This is a genomic window from Mycolicibacterium novocastrense (assembly GCF_001499835.1).
In the GTDB taxonomy this organism is placed as follows: Bacteria; Actinomycetota; Actinomycetes; order Mycobacteriales; family Mycobacteriaceae; genus Mycobacterium; species Mycobacterium novocastrense.
Window position 1 is genome coordinate 417319 of sequence record NZ_LQIH01000001.1, and the last position, 16294, is coordinate 433612.

Consider the following 16294-nt stretch of genomic DNA (forward strand, 5'->3'; position numbering starts at 1 on the left):
GTTCCCATCGGATCTCCTCAGCGGTCCCGGGGGAAGGGACCGAAGTCACTCATCGAACCGGTTAGGGACTTAAGCACTTCCGCGGTCGGGACGTTGGTCCTCGACGTCGTGGCCCTCCGACGGTACGTCGAACACGGCGTCCAGAGCAGGATGAGCCCTATGGACGTTCGAGACGATCTCACCTTCATCCGCGATATCTCCGAGCTGACGATCGCCGATGCCGAAGAGGCCGGAGGCAAGGGCGCCAACATGGGTGAGTTGGTCGCCGCCAACCTGCCCGTTCCACCCGGATTCGTTCTGCTGCGGGATTGTTACCGCCGGTCCATGAGGTCCGGCGGGGTCGAAGCCGAGCTGAACGCGTTGCATCGAGAGGCGCTCGACGCCGTCGCCGACACCGCCAGGCTCACCGAGCTCTCTGAGCGCATGCAGGGCATGGTGCGGAAGGCCGGCGCCGACGACGAGGTGCGACGGCTGATCCTGACCGCTTACCACGGCTTGGGGCCGGGTGCGGTGGTCGCGGTGCGATCCTCTGCCACCGGCGAGGACGGCGCGGACGCCTCGTTCGCGGGAATGAACGCCACCATCACCAACGTCACCGGCGACGAGGCGCTGGTGGAGGCGGTGGTGCGGTGTTGGATGTCGCTGTTCAGCCCGCGCGTCATCACCTACCGCGCCAGCCGCGGCTTCACCAGTGACCCGGCGATGGCGGTCGTCATACAAGAGATGGTCCATTCGGAAAAGGCCGGCGTCGCATTCACCGCCGACCCCAGCAACGGCGCCCAGGACCGAGTCGTCATCGAGGGAGCGTTCGGTCTCGGCGAGGTCGTGGTGTCCGGAGAGGTCGAGCCGGACACCTACATCGTCTCCAAGGAGACGCGCCAACCCCTCGATGTCCGACTCGGCCACAAGGCGTTCAAAATCGTGCGTGGTGACGACGGGCACGATGCCGTCGTCGACCTCGACGAATCCCAGGCCGATGCCCGCGTACTGACCGACGACGAACTGCGCTCGATAGCCGAACTGGCCATCGCGACCGAGCGACACAACGGTTGCCCCCAGGACACCGAGTGGGCGATCGCGGGGGGTAAGACATATCTGGTTCAGGCGCGGCCGATCACCACGCTGGGCCACACCACTCCCGCCGCCGCAGACAAGCACCTGGTGCTGGCCCGCGGCCTGGCCGCGGCACCCGGACTCGCCTCGGGAAAGGTGCGGGTGCTGGAGTCCCCCGACGAGGGCGCGAAGTTGGAGGAGGGCGAGATCCTCGTCGCGCAGATGACCAATCCCGACTGGCTGCCCACGATCCGCCGAGCGGCGGCGCTGGTGACCGACACCGGCGGCATGACGTGCCACGCCGCAATCGTGGCTCGCGAATTGAGCGTGCCGTGCGTCGTCGGGACCCGGACTGCGACCAGAGACCTCCACGACGGTACGACGGTCACGGTGGACGGGGCCCGCGGCGAGGTGGTGTCCGGTCGGGTGCGGCCGTCGTCGACGACATCGGCGATTGAGCGGGGCGCCCCGAGCCGACCGCAGAGCGAAGCCACCGGCACGAAGGTCTACGTCAACCTGGCCATGCCCGAGTCCGCGGAAACCGTTGCCGCACAACCGGTCGATGGTGTGGGGCTGTTGCGTGCCGAGTTCATGCTGACCGAGGCGCTGGGCGGCCGTCATCCCCGCGATCTCATCGCCCACGGAGAGCAGGCCACGCTTGTGGACAAGTTGGGGGCGTCGGTCGGGCGGATCGCCGCAGCGTTCGCCCCGAGGCCCGTCATCTACCGAGCGACGGACTTTCGCACCAACGAATTTCGCGGCTTGAAGGGCGGGGAGACCTACGAGCCGGTCGAACACAACCCAATGATCGGGTATCGCGGCTCCTACCGATATGTGAACGAGCCGGACCTGTTCGCGCTGGAACTGGAGGCGCTGGCAAGAGTCCGGGAGCGGTCGCCCAATGTCGGGCTGATGATCCCGTTCGTCCGCACCAAATGGGAACTCGAGGCTTGCCTCGAGCTCGTCGACGCGAGTCCGCTCGGCCGGCAGCGGGGTTTGCACCGCTGGGTGATGGCCGAGGTGCCTTCGGTCGTGCATTGGCTTCCCGAATACATCGGGATGGGCATCGACGGAGTGTCGATCGGAAGCAACGATCTGACTCAGCTGATGCTCGGGGTGGACCGCGATTCCGATGTGTGCGCTGAGTTGTTCGACGAATCCGACCCCGCCGTGCTCGATGCCATCGGCCAGATCATCGGCACGGCAGGGAAATACGGCATCACCTCGTCACTGTGTGGTCAGGCGCCGTCCACGAACCCGGCATTCGCCGAATACCTGGTGCGGATGGGCATCACGTCGGTATCGGTCAACCCCGATGCCGCTGATGCCACCCGGCGGGTCATAGCCGCAGCCGAGCGGCGGCTGCTACTCGAAGCCGCACGGTTGAGGTGAGGCGGGCATGGATCCAGCCGACGGCAAGGCCATGAGATGACCCCGACCGAGCACGACGAGGAGACCGGGGAGAGGCGTGACACGATCGTGTGGGGTTTCTTCCGCTCGGAATTCGCCGGACCGATCTATGTCGACTGGCCGATCGACCGGCGCCTGGACGCCTACCTGTTACATCATGGGCCGGCCGAGCTTCTGATCGACGGCTCCGCCTACGACGAGTTGCTCGAGCGCGTCATGGCCAACATCGGGGTGGCGCAGCGCAAGGGCATCCTGCCACCGTTCAAAGCAATTCATCATGACGAAGCCGGTCATGTCGAATGACGGCATCGGGGAATCCTCCATCCACAGCCAGCTGAAATATCCGGTGCGCCTCGTTCACCGATTCCTCGAGCGGACAAGCGGTGTCGATTCGGTGGAATGGGCCCGTGCCTGCGTTCTCGCCGAGCGCGACGGCGATCTGTGGTGTCGCATCCGAACTCGACGGCCCTCTGGCCACGACCCGTTCGGCGGCCTGCGACGGCGACAGCGCACACACGAAATGCACTAGCGCCGAGGAGGTTTCGTTGGCCAGTCGGTACGCCCTCTCCTGTTGCTGCGCATCGCGCCAGGTGCCGTCGAGCACGACTGTCTCACCGGTGGACAGCAGCGCGCGGGCTCGACGCAGCACCTCGTCATAGACGGCGCGCACGTTCTCCGGTGCATACAGTCCCGCGTGCAGCTCGCCGACTTGTCCGTTAATGAGGCCGGACCGTTGTAGCTCGCGGCGCACCTCGTCGGTGGAGATGACCCGGGCGTTCACTTGTTCGGCCAGGCCGTGCGCGACGGTGGTCTTGCCGGTTCCCGGGCCGCCGCCGACGATGACCAACCGGACGGTGCACGATCTCAGGTGGGCGAGAGCGATGTCGAGATGGCGTATCGCGTCGGCCGCCGCTTCGCTGTGCCCTTGATCGACGCGGATGCAGTCCACCTTGGCCCGCACCACGGCGCGGTACGCGACGCTGAAATCCCTCAGGGACCGCGGTGCTGGGTCGTCGGCCCGTCGCAGGTACTCGTCGAAGAAGTGCTCGGCGAGGTCTTTGCGGCCGAGGAACTCCAGGTCCATCGCGAGGAAAGCGGCGTCGTCGACACCGTCGACATAGCGCAGTCGATCATCGAATTCGAGGCAGTCCAGCAGAACCGGACCGTCAGGCGTGCAGAAGATGTCCTGCGTCAGCAGGTCCCCGTGACCGTCGACCACGCGGCCCGACGCGATCCGCTGCGCGAACAGCTGGTCACGGCCGGCCAGGTACCGATCGGCCAGGCGTATGACCTCGCGAAGCGTCGCCTCGGGGATGACGCTGTCGACGTATCGCCTCAGCTCAGCGTGATTCTGGTGCCAGCGATCCGAGATCACCGCAGCCGTCGCCTGTTCGTCGATCTGTGGGCCCCGTAGCGCCTCCCGGTGGAACCGCGCCAATCGGTCCGCGATGGCGGTGAGGTATCCGTAGACAGGATCACCGTTGCGGACGAGCGCGGCGAGCCGGGCGGATTCGGGATATCGACGCATCACGATGACGGGTTCGGCGGGTTCTCCCGGCGCGGCGAAGTGGCCGACACCGAGATAGCTGTCGGGCGCCAACCTGCGATTCAGGGCCACTTCGCGTTGACACGCCTGCTCGCGAAGCTCGCAGGTGCCGAAGTCGAGGAAGTCCGTGACGATCGCTTTCTTCGTCTTGTATGCGCGGTCCCCGATGAGCGCAACCAGCCCCGTGTGTGTCTCATGGACCTCGGCGTGGAGATTCCCGTTGCCGGTCAACGGGTCTCGGCGGGTGCTCGCAGTAACCGACGCGGTCGTCATATCTGAACTCTCTCGCAGCCACCCTCTCTGCAACAGGGCCGGAAGACCCTAACCGCGAGAGACGGCCGGCCCGTCATCGGCTCGGTCGGCAGACCATGACCGGAATGGTGGCGTGTTGCAACAGGTTCAACGCGGTCGACCCCAGGATGGCGCTGGTGAGCGCGGGCTTCCGATGGCTTCCGACCACCAGCAGCTGCGCGCCGTCCGCGTGAGAACGATCGATGAGTGCCGCAGCGGGTTTGGCGTGTTCGACGAAACACGGTGCCGAAACCTGTGGGTAGCGCTGGTTGTATCGGTCGACGTCATTCGTCAGCTGCGCCCACTCCGCCGTCTCGAGCGCATCCCAGTCGATCAGCAGAGGCAGTCGCGTGGCCACCGCGCGCAGCGGCGACGACGTCGATCGTACGGCCGCCAACTTCGCGTTGAACCGTTCGCAGAATTCGAATGCGTTCTCCAAGGCGGCCGTAGACGATGGTGTCCCGTCCACCCCGACGACTACCGGATCGTCCGTCGGCACGACGTTTGACCCTCGCCACGCGACAACGGGGCAGTCGGCACGCGTGGCGACGGCCAGTGTCGTCGAGCCCAGCAACAGTGCACCCGCAGCGGTGACTTCATCGTTGCCGACAACGATCATCCGTGCGCTCTTGCCGAGTTCCACCAGCACCTCGGTGATGGGAACATCGGTGGACAGAGTCGTCACCTCGAGTTCGGTTTCCTGCGCGCGCACGATCTCCTCCGCGCGGCGCAGAATGGCGTCGGCATTTTCGCGCTGGTGCGCGAGGACGGCCGCTCGCATCGCGGCGACGGTGTCCGTCAGGTTGTGCCCGACGGCCGGTAGCGCATGCACGATGTGCAACGACGTGTTGTATATCGATGCCACCGCTGCCGCCCATCGCGCGGCATTGTCCGCGGCATCGCTGCCGTCCACGCCGACCACCACCGCACCTGTTCGCATGGAAACTCCTGTCTTCGGGATTCGTTAGCCCGTGAAGCCATCATGACCGGTGTCGCGCGCTGCGGCGTAGAGGCGAAAGTCCCTGGGCGTCAGCGCCGAGCGATGATGACCGGCATGCGTGCCGCCTGCGCGACCGCCGAGCTCACCGAGCCGAGCAACATCCCGGAGAAGCCGCCGAGACCGCGGCTGCCCACCACGAGGAGTTGGGCGCGCTCGGACTCCTCGAGCAGCCGGCGGGCGGGATCACCCGGGCCGACGATGCGCTGAACGACGACATCGGGATAGCGCTCGCTCCAGCCGGCAAGGCGTTGCGCCAGTTCCTCTTCCGGCCGTGTACCGCTCTCCTGTGCGCCGAGATCTCTGCTGCCCGTCCATACGTGCACGGCGAGCAGCCCCACGCCGCGACGATCGGCCTCGTCGAAGGCGATCTCGGTAGCCAGCTCCGAGGCGGGCGAGCCGTCGATGCCGACCACCACCGGAGCCGTCGCCGGATGATCCATCAAGGGGTCCTCGTCATGGATCACCGCCACCGGGCAGTGCGCGTGATGCACAAGACCCGAGCTGACCGAGCCGAGCAGCAGACCCTTGACGCCCCCCAGGCCGCGGCAGCCGACGACGATCAACTCGGCGCTCTGGGACAGGTCGACCAGTTCGGGAACCGTGGCGCCGGTGAGGACGCGATGCTTGATCTCGATGTCGGGCGCGGCGCCGAGGGCATCGCTCACGAGCCCGAGAGCGTCGTCGATCACCGCCGTCCCGCGGCGCTGCCGCTCGACGGCGAAATCGCTGGACGTCGGCAAGTCCAGCCATGTGCCGTTCGACGGCAGCACATGGACCACGGTCAAGGGCACGCCACGCAACGCTGCGTCACGCGCGGCCCAGTCGGTCGCCACCCGAGACGGCGGAGACCCGTCTACTGCGACCACGATGCCGCGCGGACCCGGCTTCGCTGCCGTCGAGCTCATCTCCTCCTCCTGACCGGCGTCGAGTAAGCCACGCCCCCAATGCTCGACGGTGAGCGGGGCGTATCGAAGAGTCGAAGGTCACCAGCTGCCGATGGATCCGACTGGTGACTTATCGAACGGCTCGCGGTTCAGGCGCCGCTGCGCGTGTCGATGACACGCGTTGCGACGTCGGCGAGCTTGACGTTGCTGTCCTGGGAGAGCTGTTTGAGCATCTCGAAGGCCCGCATCTCGTCGACGCCGTAGCGCTCCATGATGATGCCCTTGGCCTGGCCGATGCGATCCCGGGTGGCCATCGCCGACTTCAGCTGTTCACCTTCCCGGCTGGCCAGGATCGCCGCCGCGGCGTGTGCGGCCAGCACCGTGCCGATGGTTTCGTCCTCAGCATCGAAGGCGTTCGGTTTGAAGCCGAACATGTTGAGCGCTCCGGCGCTGCGATCGGCGGTATAGAGCTTGACCGACAGACCGCTGAACACACCGTGCTCGACCGCGGCCGCGGCGTATAGCGGCCAACGCTCTTCCGTGCGGAAGTCATCGGTTCGCAGAATCGATTCGTTCAGCGCGGCCTCGACGCAGGGGCCCTCGCCGGACTGCATCTGGATCTCGTCGAGTGCGTGGGGTAGCTCTGACGTCCCGGCCAGCGATTCAAACTTGCCTCCCCTACCGATCAGCAGCACGCCCACCGTGTCCGCACCGGGCATCAGCTCGCGCGCGGTGGCTGTGACGTCGTTCAGCACGTCGTCGACCGTGCGCGGCGGAGCAGACGCCCGTGCGAGCTCGGCCATCCGCTCAGCCAGTTCATGCGTACGAGGCTGCGTCATGGCCAGAAGTCTTCCCCTTCGGGCTTCGGTGTACACGATTGTTTGGCGTTCTTGGTATTGGGCATGTCGTGGTTCAAGCTCGGGTGACGGTCGACCGTTACTCGCGCTGAGGTCTCGTCGGTTCAGACAGGAGCCGGCGGGGCCGCCCTCTTCGGCCATCCCCGGGAGGTCACTCTCTTAGTTGTAGTACCGTCTCTGTCATCGACGGTCGCACCGCCGAGACCCCAGTTTCATCGGCGGGAGGGCCTGACATGGGCAGCGCGAATGTGGAGATCGTCGGCAAGTACCTCTCGACGCTTCCGGATGACGACGACCACCCCTACCGCACCGGACCCTGGCGTCCCCAGAACACGGAGTGGAATGCCGACGACCTCGCGGTGGTCGAGGGCGAGATCCCGTCCGACCTGGACGGTGTCTACCTGCGCAACACCGAGAATCCGCTGCATCCGGCGTTGAAGCTCTATCACCCCTTCGACGGTGACGGCATGGTGCACATCGTCGGCTTCCGTGACGGCAAAGCGTTCTACCGCAACCGCTTTGTCCGCACCGACGGTCTGCTGGCCGAAAACGATGCCGGCGGACCGCTGTGGCCGGGGCTGGCCGAGCCGATCGAGTTGGCCAAGCGCGACTATGGCTGGGGCGCGCGGACCCTGATGAAGGACGCGTCGAGCACCGACGTCATCGTGCATCGCGGCGTCGCGCTCACCAGTCACTATCAGTGCGGCGATCTCTACCGCGTCGACCCGTTCTCCGGCGACACCCTCGGCAAGGAGGACTGGCACGGCCGGTTCCCCGCGGACTGGGGCGTCTCGGCGCACCCGAAGGTCGACGACCGCACCGGCGAACTGTTGTTCTTCTCGTACAGCAAACAGGACCCGTATATGCGCTACGGCGTCGTCGACGAGGGCGGCGACCTCGTCCACCTCACCGACGTACCGCTTCCCGGTCCTCGGCTGCCGCACGATATGGCGTTCACCGAGAACTACGCGATCCTCAACGACTTTCCGATGTTCTGGGATCCCGAGCTGCTCGAAGCCGGCATCCACTTTCCCGGTTTCCACCAGGACATGCCCTCGCGATTCGCCGTGATCCCCCGCCGCGGAGGAGCCGCCGACATCCGGTGGTTCGAGGCCGATCCGACGTTCGTGCTGCACTTCACGAACGCCTACGAGGACGGCGACGAGATCGTCCTCGACGGGTTCTTCCAGGGCGATCCCACACCGGTGGGCACCGGCGACGTGTACCAGAAGATGTTCCGGTACCTCTCCCTCGACGGGCTGCAGACTCGGTTGCACCGGTGGCGGTTCGACCTCGTCACCGGGCAGACCACCGAGGAGCAGCTGACGGACTCCGTCACCGAATTCGGCATGATCAACAGCGGTTACGCCGGTCTGCCCTACCGCTACACGTACGCGGCCACCGGCAAGCCGGGCTGGTTCCTGTTCGACGGCCTGGTCAAACACGACCTGCAGACCGGTGCCGAACAGCGGTTCAGCTTCCCCGACGGCGTGTACGGCAGTGAGACCGCGGTGGCGGCACGTCCGGGGGCCACTGCCGAGGACGACGGCTACCTGGTCACCATCATCACCGACATGATCGCCGACGCCTCCTACTGCCTGGTGTTCGACGCGGCGAGGGTCGACGACGGACCGGTGTGCAAACTGGCACTGCCGGAACGCATTTCCAGCGGAACGCACTCGACGTGGGCTCCGGGGTCGGAGCTGCGACGGTGGCGGGAGACCGAAACGGCGGCCGAGGCCATCGGCCTGTAGGTGCCCCCATCCGAGCCCGTGTCCGAGCCGAACGCCGTCGCCCGCATGCTCGGGTTGCTCGGCGACGAATGGACGCTGCTCGTCATGCAGCAGGCGCTGCTGGGGGCGACCCGGTTCGGTGACTTCAAGTCTCGCCTGCCGATCTCCAACTCCGTGCTGACGGCGCGGCTTCGGATGCTGACGGATGCGGGACTGCTCGAGCGTCGTCAATACCAAGACCGGCCACCGCGTTTCGATTACCTCGGCACGCGGCGCGGCCGGTCGCTGTGGCCGGTGTTGCTGTCTATCTGGGAGTGGGAGCGGCGCTGGGTGCCCGGCCACGCCCAGCCGCTGCCCGCCATGCGCCATGCCGCATGCGGCGCCGATTTCACCCCGATGGTGACGTGCCGTTCGTGCGGCGAGAGCGCAGGCGACAAAGACGTTGTCGCTCAATGGGGTCCGAGTGGGTCGTGGAAGCGGTCGGTGCCCTCGACCACCATGACGCGCAGGCGCTCGGCGACCGATCAGCAATCGTCTGCGGGTCTGTTTCCGCAGACGATGAGCGTCATGGGGAACCGCTGGGGCTTCGCGCTGCTGGTAGCGGCATTCGTCGGCGTTCGACGGTTCACCGACTTTCAGGCTCAGCTCGGCGCGCCGCCCGGATCGATCGCCGACAGGTTGGCGATCTTCACCGCCAACGGGGTCCTCGTCGACGTCGGCAACCGGTACGAGCTGACCGAGAAGGGCCGCGCCCTGTTCCCGATTCTGGTCTCGGCTTTGCAGTGGGCTCAGCGCTGGTTCACCGACCTCGAGGGGCCCGCAGTCGTGCTGACCCACACCGCATGCGGGCACCGCTTCACCGCCGTCTTCACATGCGACGGATGCGGCCGACCGCTGGCGGGGGCACAGGTCTCGGCCGTGGAAATCTCCTGAAAAATTTCTGGCACTCTCTGGTGCCGAGTGCTAATATCGCAGGTGCGCACAGTGATTTGGCTGCCCGCCAGGGTGGCGGGCTCTGAGAGGCGTAGGAGGTGAATTGCTGTGCTTCGCTTTGATCCGTTCACCGAACTTGATGCTCTGACCCGTGGCCTGCTGACGAACCAGACCGGATCGAATCGTTCTCCCCGGTTCATGCCGATGGACCTGTGCAAGGTCGACGACCACTACCTGCTGACCGCGGATCTGCCCGGCGTGGACCCCGGCTCGGTGGACGTCAGCGTCGACAACGGCACGCTGACCATCTCCGCACACCGCACAGCACGCTCGGATGACGGTGTGCAGTGGCTGGCCAACGAGCGGTTCTTCGGCACCTACCGCAGGCAGCTGTCCCTCGGCGAAGGCATTGACGCGTCGAAGATTTCGGCCACCTACGAGAACGGCGTGTTGTCCGTGACCATCCCGATGGCCGAACGCGCCAAGCCGCGCAAGATCGACGTCGCCCACGGCGGCGATCAGAAGTCGATCGAGACAACCACCGTCGAAGCCGGGTAACCGCACCCAATCGAGACTGCGGTCAGATCGCGTTCCAGTCCGATCCTGCGATCTGGCCGCAGTTTCGGCGTGTCTACGCGCCCCTCTGCGACAGATCTACGCATCCGCGCCGATGTTTCGCCGTGCTGACGGCCGCACGCTGGTTAGCATGACTGGAATCGACGCGGCGCCGTTGAACTGGAGCGACTTGGGCGTGAGCGAGCTGGTACCGACCGGAACGGTGACGCTGCTGCTGGCGGACGTCGAGGGATCCACCCGGCTCTGGGAGACCCAGCCCGATGAGATGACGGCGGCCTTCGCCAACCTCGATCGAACGCTGGCCGAGGTCATCGGCGCGCACAGCGGCGTCCGGCCCATCGAGCAGGGCGAAGGTGACAGCTTCGTCATCGCGTTCGGGCGTGCAAGCGACGCGGTGGCATGCGCCCTTGACCTACAGCGCGCTGCACTGACACCGATCCGGCTGCGTATCGGCTTGCACACCGGAGAAGTGCAATTGCGTGACGAGGCCAACTACATCGGCCCCACCATCAACCGCACCGCCCGGATCCGCGATCTTGCGCACGGCGGGCAGACCGTCTTGTCCGGTACGACAACCGATTTGGTGTCCGACCGCTTACCCGTAGATGCATGGCTCGCCGAACTCGGGACGCATCCGGTTCGCGACCTACCCAAGCCTGAACGCGTGGTGCAGCTGTGTCACCCCGCAATCCGTAACGACTTTCCACCGCTACGCACCGCCAAAAGCTCACGCTCACACAATCTCCCGGCACAACTGACCAGCTTCGTCGGCCGCGCTCAACAGCTGGAGGAAGTATGCCGGCTGCTCCTCGACAATCGCCTTGTCACCCTGACAGGAGCCGGTGGTGCCGGTAAGACACGTCTCGCCATTGAGGCCGCGAATACGTTGTCCGGAGAATTCGACGACGGCCTGTGGTGGGTCGACTTGGCAGCCATCGCCGATCCGGCGGTCGTCTCGATCACGATCGCCCGCACGCTCGGCCTGCCCGACCAGCCCGGACGGTCCCCCCTTGAGACGGTGCAGCGCTTCATCGGTGACCGCGAAATCCTGCTCCTACTGGACAACTGCGAACACCTCTTGGACATATGCGGTGACGTGATCACACGACTGCTGAGCAGTTGCCCGCGGTTGACGATTCTCACCACCAGCCGTGAACCGATCGCGGTGTCCGGAGAGATCACGTGGCGGGTGCCCTCTCTGTCGTTGCAGAACGAAGCCGTCGCGCTGTTCACCGACCGGGCTCAACGGGCGCGGCCCACGTTCCACGCAATAGACGACGACCTTCAACTGGTGACGGACATCTGCCGTCGACTCGACGGGATGCCGCTCGCGATCGAGTTGGCGGCGGCGCGGGTCCGCGCTCTGTCGCTGCAACAGATCGCCGACAGCCTCAATGACAGGTTCCGGCTCCTCACCGGCGGCGCCCGAAACACCATGCGGCGCCAGCAGACCTTGCGCGCCTCGGTCGACTGGTCTCATGCGCTGTTGACCGGACCCGAGCAAGTCCTGCTCCGCAGGCTGGGCGTATTCATGGACGGATTCGACCTCGACGCCGCGCGCGCCGTCGCAGCCACCAGTGAGGCCGAGGAGTTCCAGATTCTCGACCAGCTGACGCTTCTCGTCGACAAGTCGCTCGTCACCGCTGACGAAGAGGCGGCCACCATGCGGTATCGCCTGCTCGAGACCGTCCGCCAGTACGCGCTCGAAAAGCTTGCCGAATCAGGCGAAGCCAGCCTGATACGGGCTCGGCATCGAGACCACTACGTCGCCACGGCCGTACAGCTGGGAGGCGATGGCCGGCTCGTCGGATGGGCCGAACGGGAAACCGGAAACCTCCGGGCGGCCCATGCCTGGAGCATCGACTGCGGGGAGTTCGAGCCAGCCCTGCGCCAGATTTCGGCCCTGCAGCGGCTCTGGGAGGCCCGCGGTCGCATGGGCGAAGGCATTGCGGCATTTGATCTCACGTTCAACGACAACCGCTATCGAGACGACGACGTCGCCCCGGCTGTGTGGACGCGCGCCGTCGCCGATAGGAGCCTCCTCGCCGCCTGGACCGCCGAGCCGGCCAGCTTGGAACGCGGGCAGAAGGCGCTGGCCGCTGCCCGCGAAACGGGTGACCAGGGACTTATCGCGTCCTGCCTGGCGGCTTGCGGTGGGCTTGCCTATTACAACCCGGAGGTGTCCCAAGCGTATTGGGCCGAAGCGATCGATCTCGCGCGGAAAACCGGCGATCGATCGAGGCTGTGCTACTTCCTCAGCTGCCTGGCCGTCGCGACGAGTGTGGCCGGCCAACCCATCGCCTCGCAACTGGCGGCCGGGGAGGGCCGTGACGTCGCCGAGGCCATCGGCGACGGCTTCGTATCACGTTACTGCCGCACCTGGCTCGCAACTGCCATGGGCTGGCGGGGCGGGACGACCGAAGCAGACGCCGTGATTCGGGATGTCAGCAAGGAGGCGCAAGCCGCCGGCGAGCGCATGCTCGAATTGTTCGCCCTGAGCTGTGAAAGCAACTCCTTCGCATACCAAGGAAAGGCATCTGCGGCGCGTGCGAAAGCCGAACAGGCGCGCGAAGTCTCGATCGCAATGGGCGGATTTCACGAAGACCTTCTGCACACCACCTCGGCCCTTGCGGCCTTGGCGGCCGGAGACGCCGACGCGGCGAAAGCCGCCTGCGAGGCGGCGGTGGCGTTGGTATCCCCCGACAGGATCCCGTACATGCGATCCCTCATTCCGATGACCCTTGGGTTGTTGAGTTGCGGCGAACTAGCCGCCGCTCGCAAGTGGGCCGATGAAACCATCACCCTGACGGTCGGCAACTATCGACAGAACGCCATCGTCGCGCGCGCTCACGTCGCGCTGGCTCAGGGCGAGACCGACCAAGCCGAGCGGGACGGCCACGCCGCATTGGCGCTCGCCGCAGACACCGGCTCGTTCGTGAACGTGCCCGAAGCGCTCGAAGCCCTCGGACGTTGCGCGGTTCATGACGGCAATCACCGGCACGCGGCCCGCCTTTTCGGTGCGGCCACCGCGGGCCGAAGCGCGATGGGCGTGGCTCGGTGGCCCGTGTACGCGATCGGATACGACGATGCGGTTGCACTGTGCCGAGAAGCCCTGGGAGAAGGCGTGTTCAACACCATCTGGGCCGAGGGTTCGGCCATGTCGACCGAGGAAGCCATCGCTTACGCCCAGCGTGGAAGGGGGGAACGGAAGCGGCCCACGAGCGGGTGGGAGTCGCTGACGCCCACCGAGCGGGACGTCGTCCGCCACGCCGTCGACGGGTTCGGCAACAAGGACATCGCCGAGCGCATGTTCATCTCGCCGCGTACGGTGCAGACGCATCTGACCCATGTCTACGCCAAGCTCGGATTTACTTCGCGGATTCAGCTCATCCGAGAAGCCGCACGTCACGTGTGACGGTTCAACCGGTACCGCAGGTTGTTCCGCACAGCCGGCCACTCGACGTCGAGGATCGAATACACCACCGTGTCCCGGCGTGACCCGTCGGGCAGCAGCTGGTGGCTGCGCAGGATTCCGTCGAGTTTCGCGCCCACGCGCTCGATCGCCGCGCGGCTCGCCGTATTGAAGAAATGTGTGCGGAACTCGACTGCCACACAACCCAACTCGTCGAACGCATGGCGGAGCATCAGCAGCTTGGTCTCGGAGTTGATACCACTGCGCCGCGCCGAGGCGACATACCAGGTGTTGCCGATCTCGAGTCGCCGGTTGGCGCCGTCGACGTTCATGTAGCTCGACGACCCGACCAGTGTTCCGTCGTGGCGCCGCACCACGAAGGTCAGACCGGTGTCGGGCGCCTGAACCGCCAGTCTGGCGTCCACCCATCGCTCGACGGAGTCGGCTGCGGGTGCCGCGGTGAACCACAGGCGCCCGAGTTCACCGTCGGCGGCGACGGCCGCGATCTCCGAAATATGTTCACGGCGCAGCGGTTCCAATGCCACCCATTGGTCGCCGGTCAGGACGACCGGCTCGACGAACCCGCTCACCGCCACCTACGCGACCGTCGCCCACGCGGCCACCATCGCCCACACCGACAAGACCACCGCCACCACGGCGACGGCGGCGCCGAGGTAGAGCCCGTAGCCGGCCGACACCGGTGGGTACACGTAGAGCCGGTAGTACCACACGGCGAGGACCACCAGTAGCACCGAAATGGCCAGCGCGGCAGTCGATGCGATCCGAGCCGAGAATCCTCGCGCCGACATCGCACCCGCGACGATCAGCAACGAGGCCAGCAGCACGATCAACTGGCCCACCCCGAATCCGGGCTTCGGCGTGGGCAGGTCACCGAAGATGCCGCCTATCGCGCTGACCCGGCCGCCGTTCGCGGTCAGCCACGGCAGCCAAGCGCTCACCGACACGATCGCCCCGCACAATGCGACCAGCCATCCGGGGCGCACTCGCGACATGCCACGAGCCTATCGGCTGGATCGCACCGCCCCGGTCTCTAGTCTGGAGTGTCCAAAACGAAAAAGGCAGGTACTGGAATGACCGATCTTCCGGAATGGGCGCAGCGCCTCGACCTGTCCCCCCATCCGGAGGGCGGCTGGTACAGGGAGACGTGGCGCAGTGACCTGATGGTGCCGCAGTCCGCACTGCCGCCGGACTACACCGGCCCGCGCAGCGCCGGTACGGCGATCCTCTTCCTGCTGATGCCCGGTCAGCAGTCGGCATGGCACACCGTGCGCAGTGCCGAGCTGTGGCTGTTCCACGCGGGCAGCCCGCTACTGCTCGAGGTCGGGCCCGAACAGGACCGCGCCACAACGCAAATACTGGGTGTCGACATCCTTTCCGGCGAGCAGCCCCAGTTCGTTGTGCCGCCGGGCCACTGGCAGCGCGCACGCCCCCGCGACGACGAGCCGAGCCTGGTCAGCTGCGTCGTGGTGCCGGGTTTCGATTTCGCGGACTTCGAGCTCGCAGCCCCGACAGGCTGAACTTCATCGAGCCCGCAGCCTCTCCAACATCCGGCGATCCCGCTTGGTCGGCCGGCCCGCACCGCGATCGCGCGCCGCGAATTGCACCGTTTCGGTGACCGCAGGCTTGGGTGTCCGGTCGAGATAACACGTCGACGCGTCGGCCGCGCCCACCCGCTTGTGGATCACCCGCAACACCTCCACCACGCGCGTGGTCTGCCCGAGGCGGGCCCGCACCTCGTCGCCGGGCGATACCGGGGTGGCCGGCTTGGCGGGGCGCCCGTTGATCCGGACGTGCCCGCCCCGACATGCCTCGGCGGCGTCGGGCCTGGTCTTCGCCAACCGGACCGACCACAACCACCTGTCTATGCGGGTCGACTCCACGCCACCATCATGACCGACGGCTACCTTATTGTGACCTTAGATAGACCTTATTTTTCTTAGAAATAGGTGTACGGTTGGGGCCACGCGGGCGCGCAGCGACGGAAGGAGCCCGACATGGATCACCAACCCGAACGAATCGTCCTGGTCACCGGCGGCTCGAGAGGCCTCGGCGCGCGTGTCGCGCGCCAGCTCGCCGGCGCCGACACCCACGTCGCCGTGACGCGCGACATCTCCGACGAGGTCGAATCCGCGGAGGTGATCGACGGCATCGCATCGCGCTTCGGTCGGTTGGACACGTTGATCCTCAACTCGTCGGACGCGCTGGACACCGGTGCGGACCCCGACTGCGCGATGCGCCTCAACCGCGACGCCCAACGCCGGCTCGCGCTGGCGGCTCTACCGCTGATGCCGGTCGGCGGACGGATCGTCTTTGTCACCAGCCATCAGGCCCACTTCTTCCCCGACAAGGCGGTGCCCAAGGGCTACACGGCCGTCGCGGCCAGCATGCGGGCCGGCGAAACCGCCTTGCTGACAAGGCGTTCGGAGTTCCGCCAGGCCGGCGTGCAGCTCACGGTGGTGTCCGGCGACATGAGCCACATGACCTTCGCCGACGCCGTCGTCGACGCGGCCATCACGCCGAACCCGGCGAGCATCGTCTTCGTCGGCAGGACCGACTACCTGATGACCGCCTGACGCTC

Annotated in this window: 15 protein-coding genes; 8 read left to right on the forward strand and 7 right to left on the reverse strand. The window is 66.4% G+C overall.

Annotated features, from left to right (window positions below; translation table 11 throughout):
* Nucleotides 1-159: 159 nt before the first annotated feature.
* Together ppsA and AU072_RS02075 are read left to right on the forward strand one after the other, a co-directional pair.
* Nucleotides 160-2445, forward strand: a complete 2286-nt coding sequence (gene ppsA, locus AU072_RS02070) for a phosphoenolpyruvate synthase (protein ID WP_064412173.1) — start codon at nt 160-162, stop codon at nt 2443-2445.
* 36 nt (nt 2446-2481) lie between these two features.
* Entirely contained in the window at nt 2482-2766 is a 285-nt protein-coding gene (locus tag AU072_RS02075; protein ID WP_064412174.1) for a hypothetical protein, read from the forward strand.
* Here the strand turns inward: AU072_RS02075 and AU072_RS02080 are convergent.
* From AU072_RS02080 to AU072_RS02095, 4 genes are all read right to left on the reverse strand, one after another.
* Nucleotides 2726-4282, reverse strand: coding sequence for a bifunctional aminoglycoside phosphotransferase/ATP-binding protein (locus AU072_RS02080; protein WP_082680903.1), 1557 nt, complete (start codon nt 4280-4282; stop codon nt 2726-2728). The two genes, AU072_RS02075 and AU072_RS02080, sit on opposite strands and share 41 nt — an antisense overlap.
* 73 nt (nt 4283-4355) lie before the next feature.
* Complete coding sequence (locus AU072_RS02085; protein WP_064412175.1) at nt 4356-5240, reverse strand: universal stress protein; 885 nt, start codon at nt 5238-5240, stop codon at nt 4356-4358.
* An 89-nt stretch (nt 5241-5329) separates the two neighbouring features.
* Nucleotides 5330-6205: a universal stress protein gene (locus AU072_RS02090; protein ID WP_064412176.1), complete on the reverse strand. Its 876-nt coding sequence runs from the start codon at nt 6203-6205 to the stop codon at nt 5330-5332.
* Nucleotides 6206-6333: 128 nt separating this feature from the next.
* Nucleotides 6334-7023, reverse strand: a complete 690-nt coding sequence (locus tag AU072_RS02095; RefSeq protein ID WP_064412177.1) for a GAF and ANTAR domain-containing protein — start codon at nt 7021-7023, stop codon at nt 6334-6336.
* Nucleotides 7024-7274: 251 nt separating this feature from the next.
* On the opposite strand from AU072_RS02095, the gene AU072_RS02100 reads away from it, so the two are divergent.
* The 4 genes from AU072_RS02100 to AU072_RS02115 all read left to right on the forward strand — a co-directional run bounded on the left by AU072_RS02100 (nt 7275) and on the right by AU072_RS02115 (nt 13698).
* A complete protein-coding gene (locus tag AU072_RS02100) occupies nt 7275-8795 on the forward strand; it encodes a carotenoid oxygenase family protein (RefSeq protein ID WP_064412178.1) in 1521 nt (506 codons plus the stop codon).
* A 45-nt stretch (nt 8796-8840) separates the two neighbouring features.
* Complete coding sequence (locus AU072_RS02105) at nt 8841-9707, forward strand: winged helix-turn-helix transcriptional regulator (protein ID WP_064412339.1); 867 nt, start codon at nt 8841-8843, stop codon at nt 9705-9707.
* A gap of 108 nt (nt 9708-9815) precedes the next feature.
* Nucleotides 9816-10265: an Hsp20/alpha crystallin family protein gene (locus AU072_RS02110; protein ID WP_064412179.1), complete on the forward strand. Its 450-nt coding sequence runs from the start codon at nt 9816-9818 to the stop codon at nt 10263-10265.
* 148 nt (nt 10266-10413) lie between these two features.
* Nucleotides 10414-13698 (forward strand): LuxR family transcriptional regulator, encoded by a 3285-nt coding sequence (locus tag AU072_RS02115; RefSeq protein WP_064412180.1) that lies wholly within the window; start codon nt 10414-10416, stop codon nt 13696-13698.
* Here AU072_RS02115 and AU072_RS02120 read toward each other — a convergent pair.
* Nucleotides 13689-14285, reverse strand: a complete 597-nt coding sequence (locus AU072_RS02120) for a GNAT family N-acetyltransferase (protein WP_064412340.1) — start codon at nt 14283-14285, stop codon at nt 13689-13691. The genes AU072_RS02115 and AU072_RS02120 overlap by 10 nt on opposite strands.
* 6 nt (nt 14286-14291) lie before the next feature.
* Nucleotides 14292-14708, reverse strand: coding sequence for a hypothetical protein (locus tag AU072_RS02125; RefSeq protein WP_064412181.1), 417 nt, complete (start codon nt 14706-14708; stop codon nt 14292-14294).
* 78 nt (nt 14709-14786) lie between these two features.
* Here AU072_RS02125 and AU072_RS02130 point away from each other — a divergent pair, with 78 nt between their 5' ends.
* The gene (locus AU072_RS02130; protein ID WP_064412182.1) at nt 14787-15233 is read left to right on the forward strand and encodes a cupin domain-containing protein; all 447 of its coding nucleotides are present in this window, start codon (nt 14787-14789) and stop codon (nt 15231-15233) included.
* 3 nt (nt 15234-15236) lie between these two features.
* On the opposite strand, the gene AU072_RS02135 is transcribed toward AU072_RS02130, so the two are convergent.
* Complete coding sequence (locus AU072_RS02135; RefSeq protein ID WP_064412183.1) at nt 15237-15596, reverse strand: Hsp15 family ribosome-associated heat shock protein; 360 nt, start codon at nt 15594-15596, stop codon at nt 15237-15239.
* A gap of 114 nt (nt 15597-15710) precedes the next feature.
* Between AU072_RS02135 and AU072_RS02140 the strand changes: the two genes are divergently transcribed.
* Nucleotides 15711-16289: an SDR family oxidoreductase gene (locus tag AU072_RS02140; RefSeq protein ID WP_064412184.1), complete on the forward strand. Its 579-nt coding sequence runs from the start codon at nt 15711-15713 to the stop codon at nt 16287-16289.
* Nucleotides 16290-16294 lie beyond the last annotated feature (5 nt).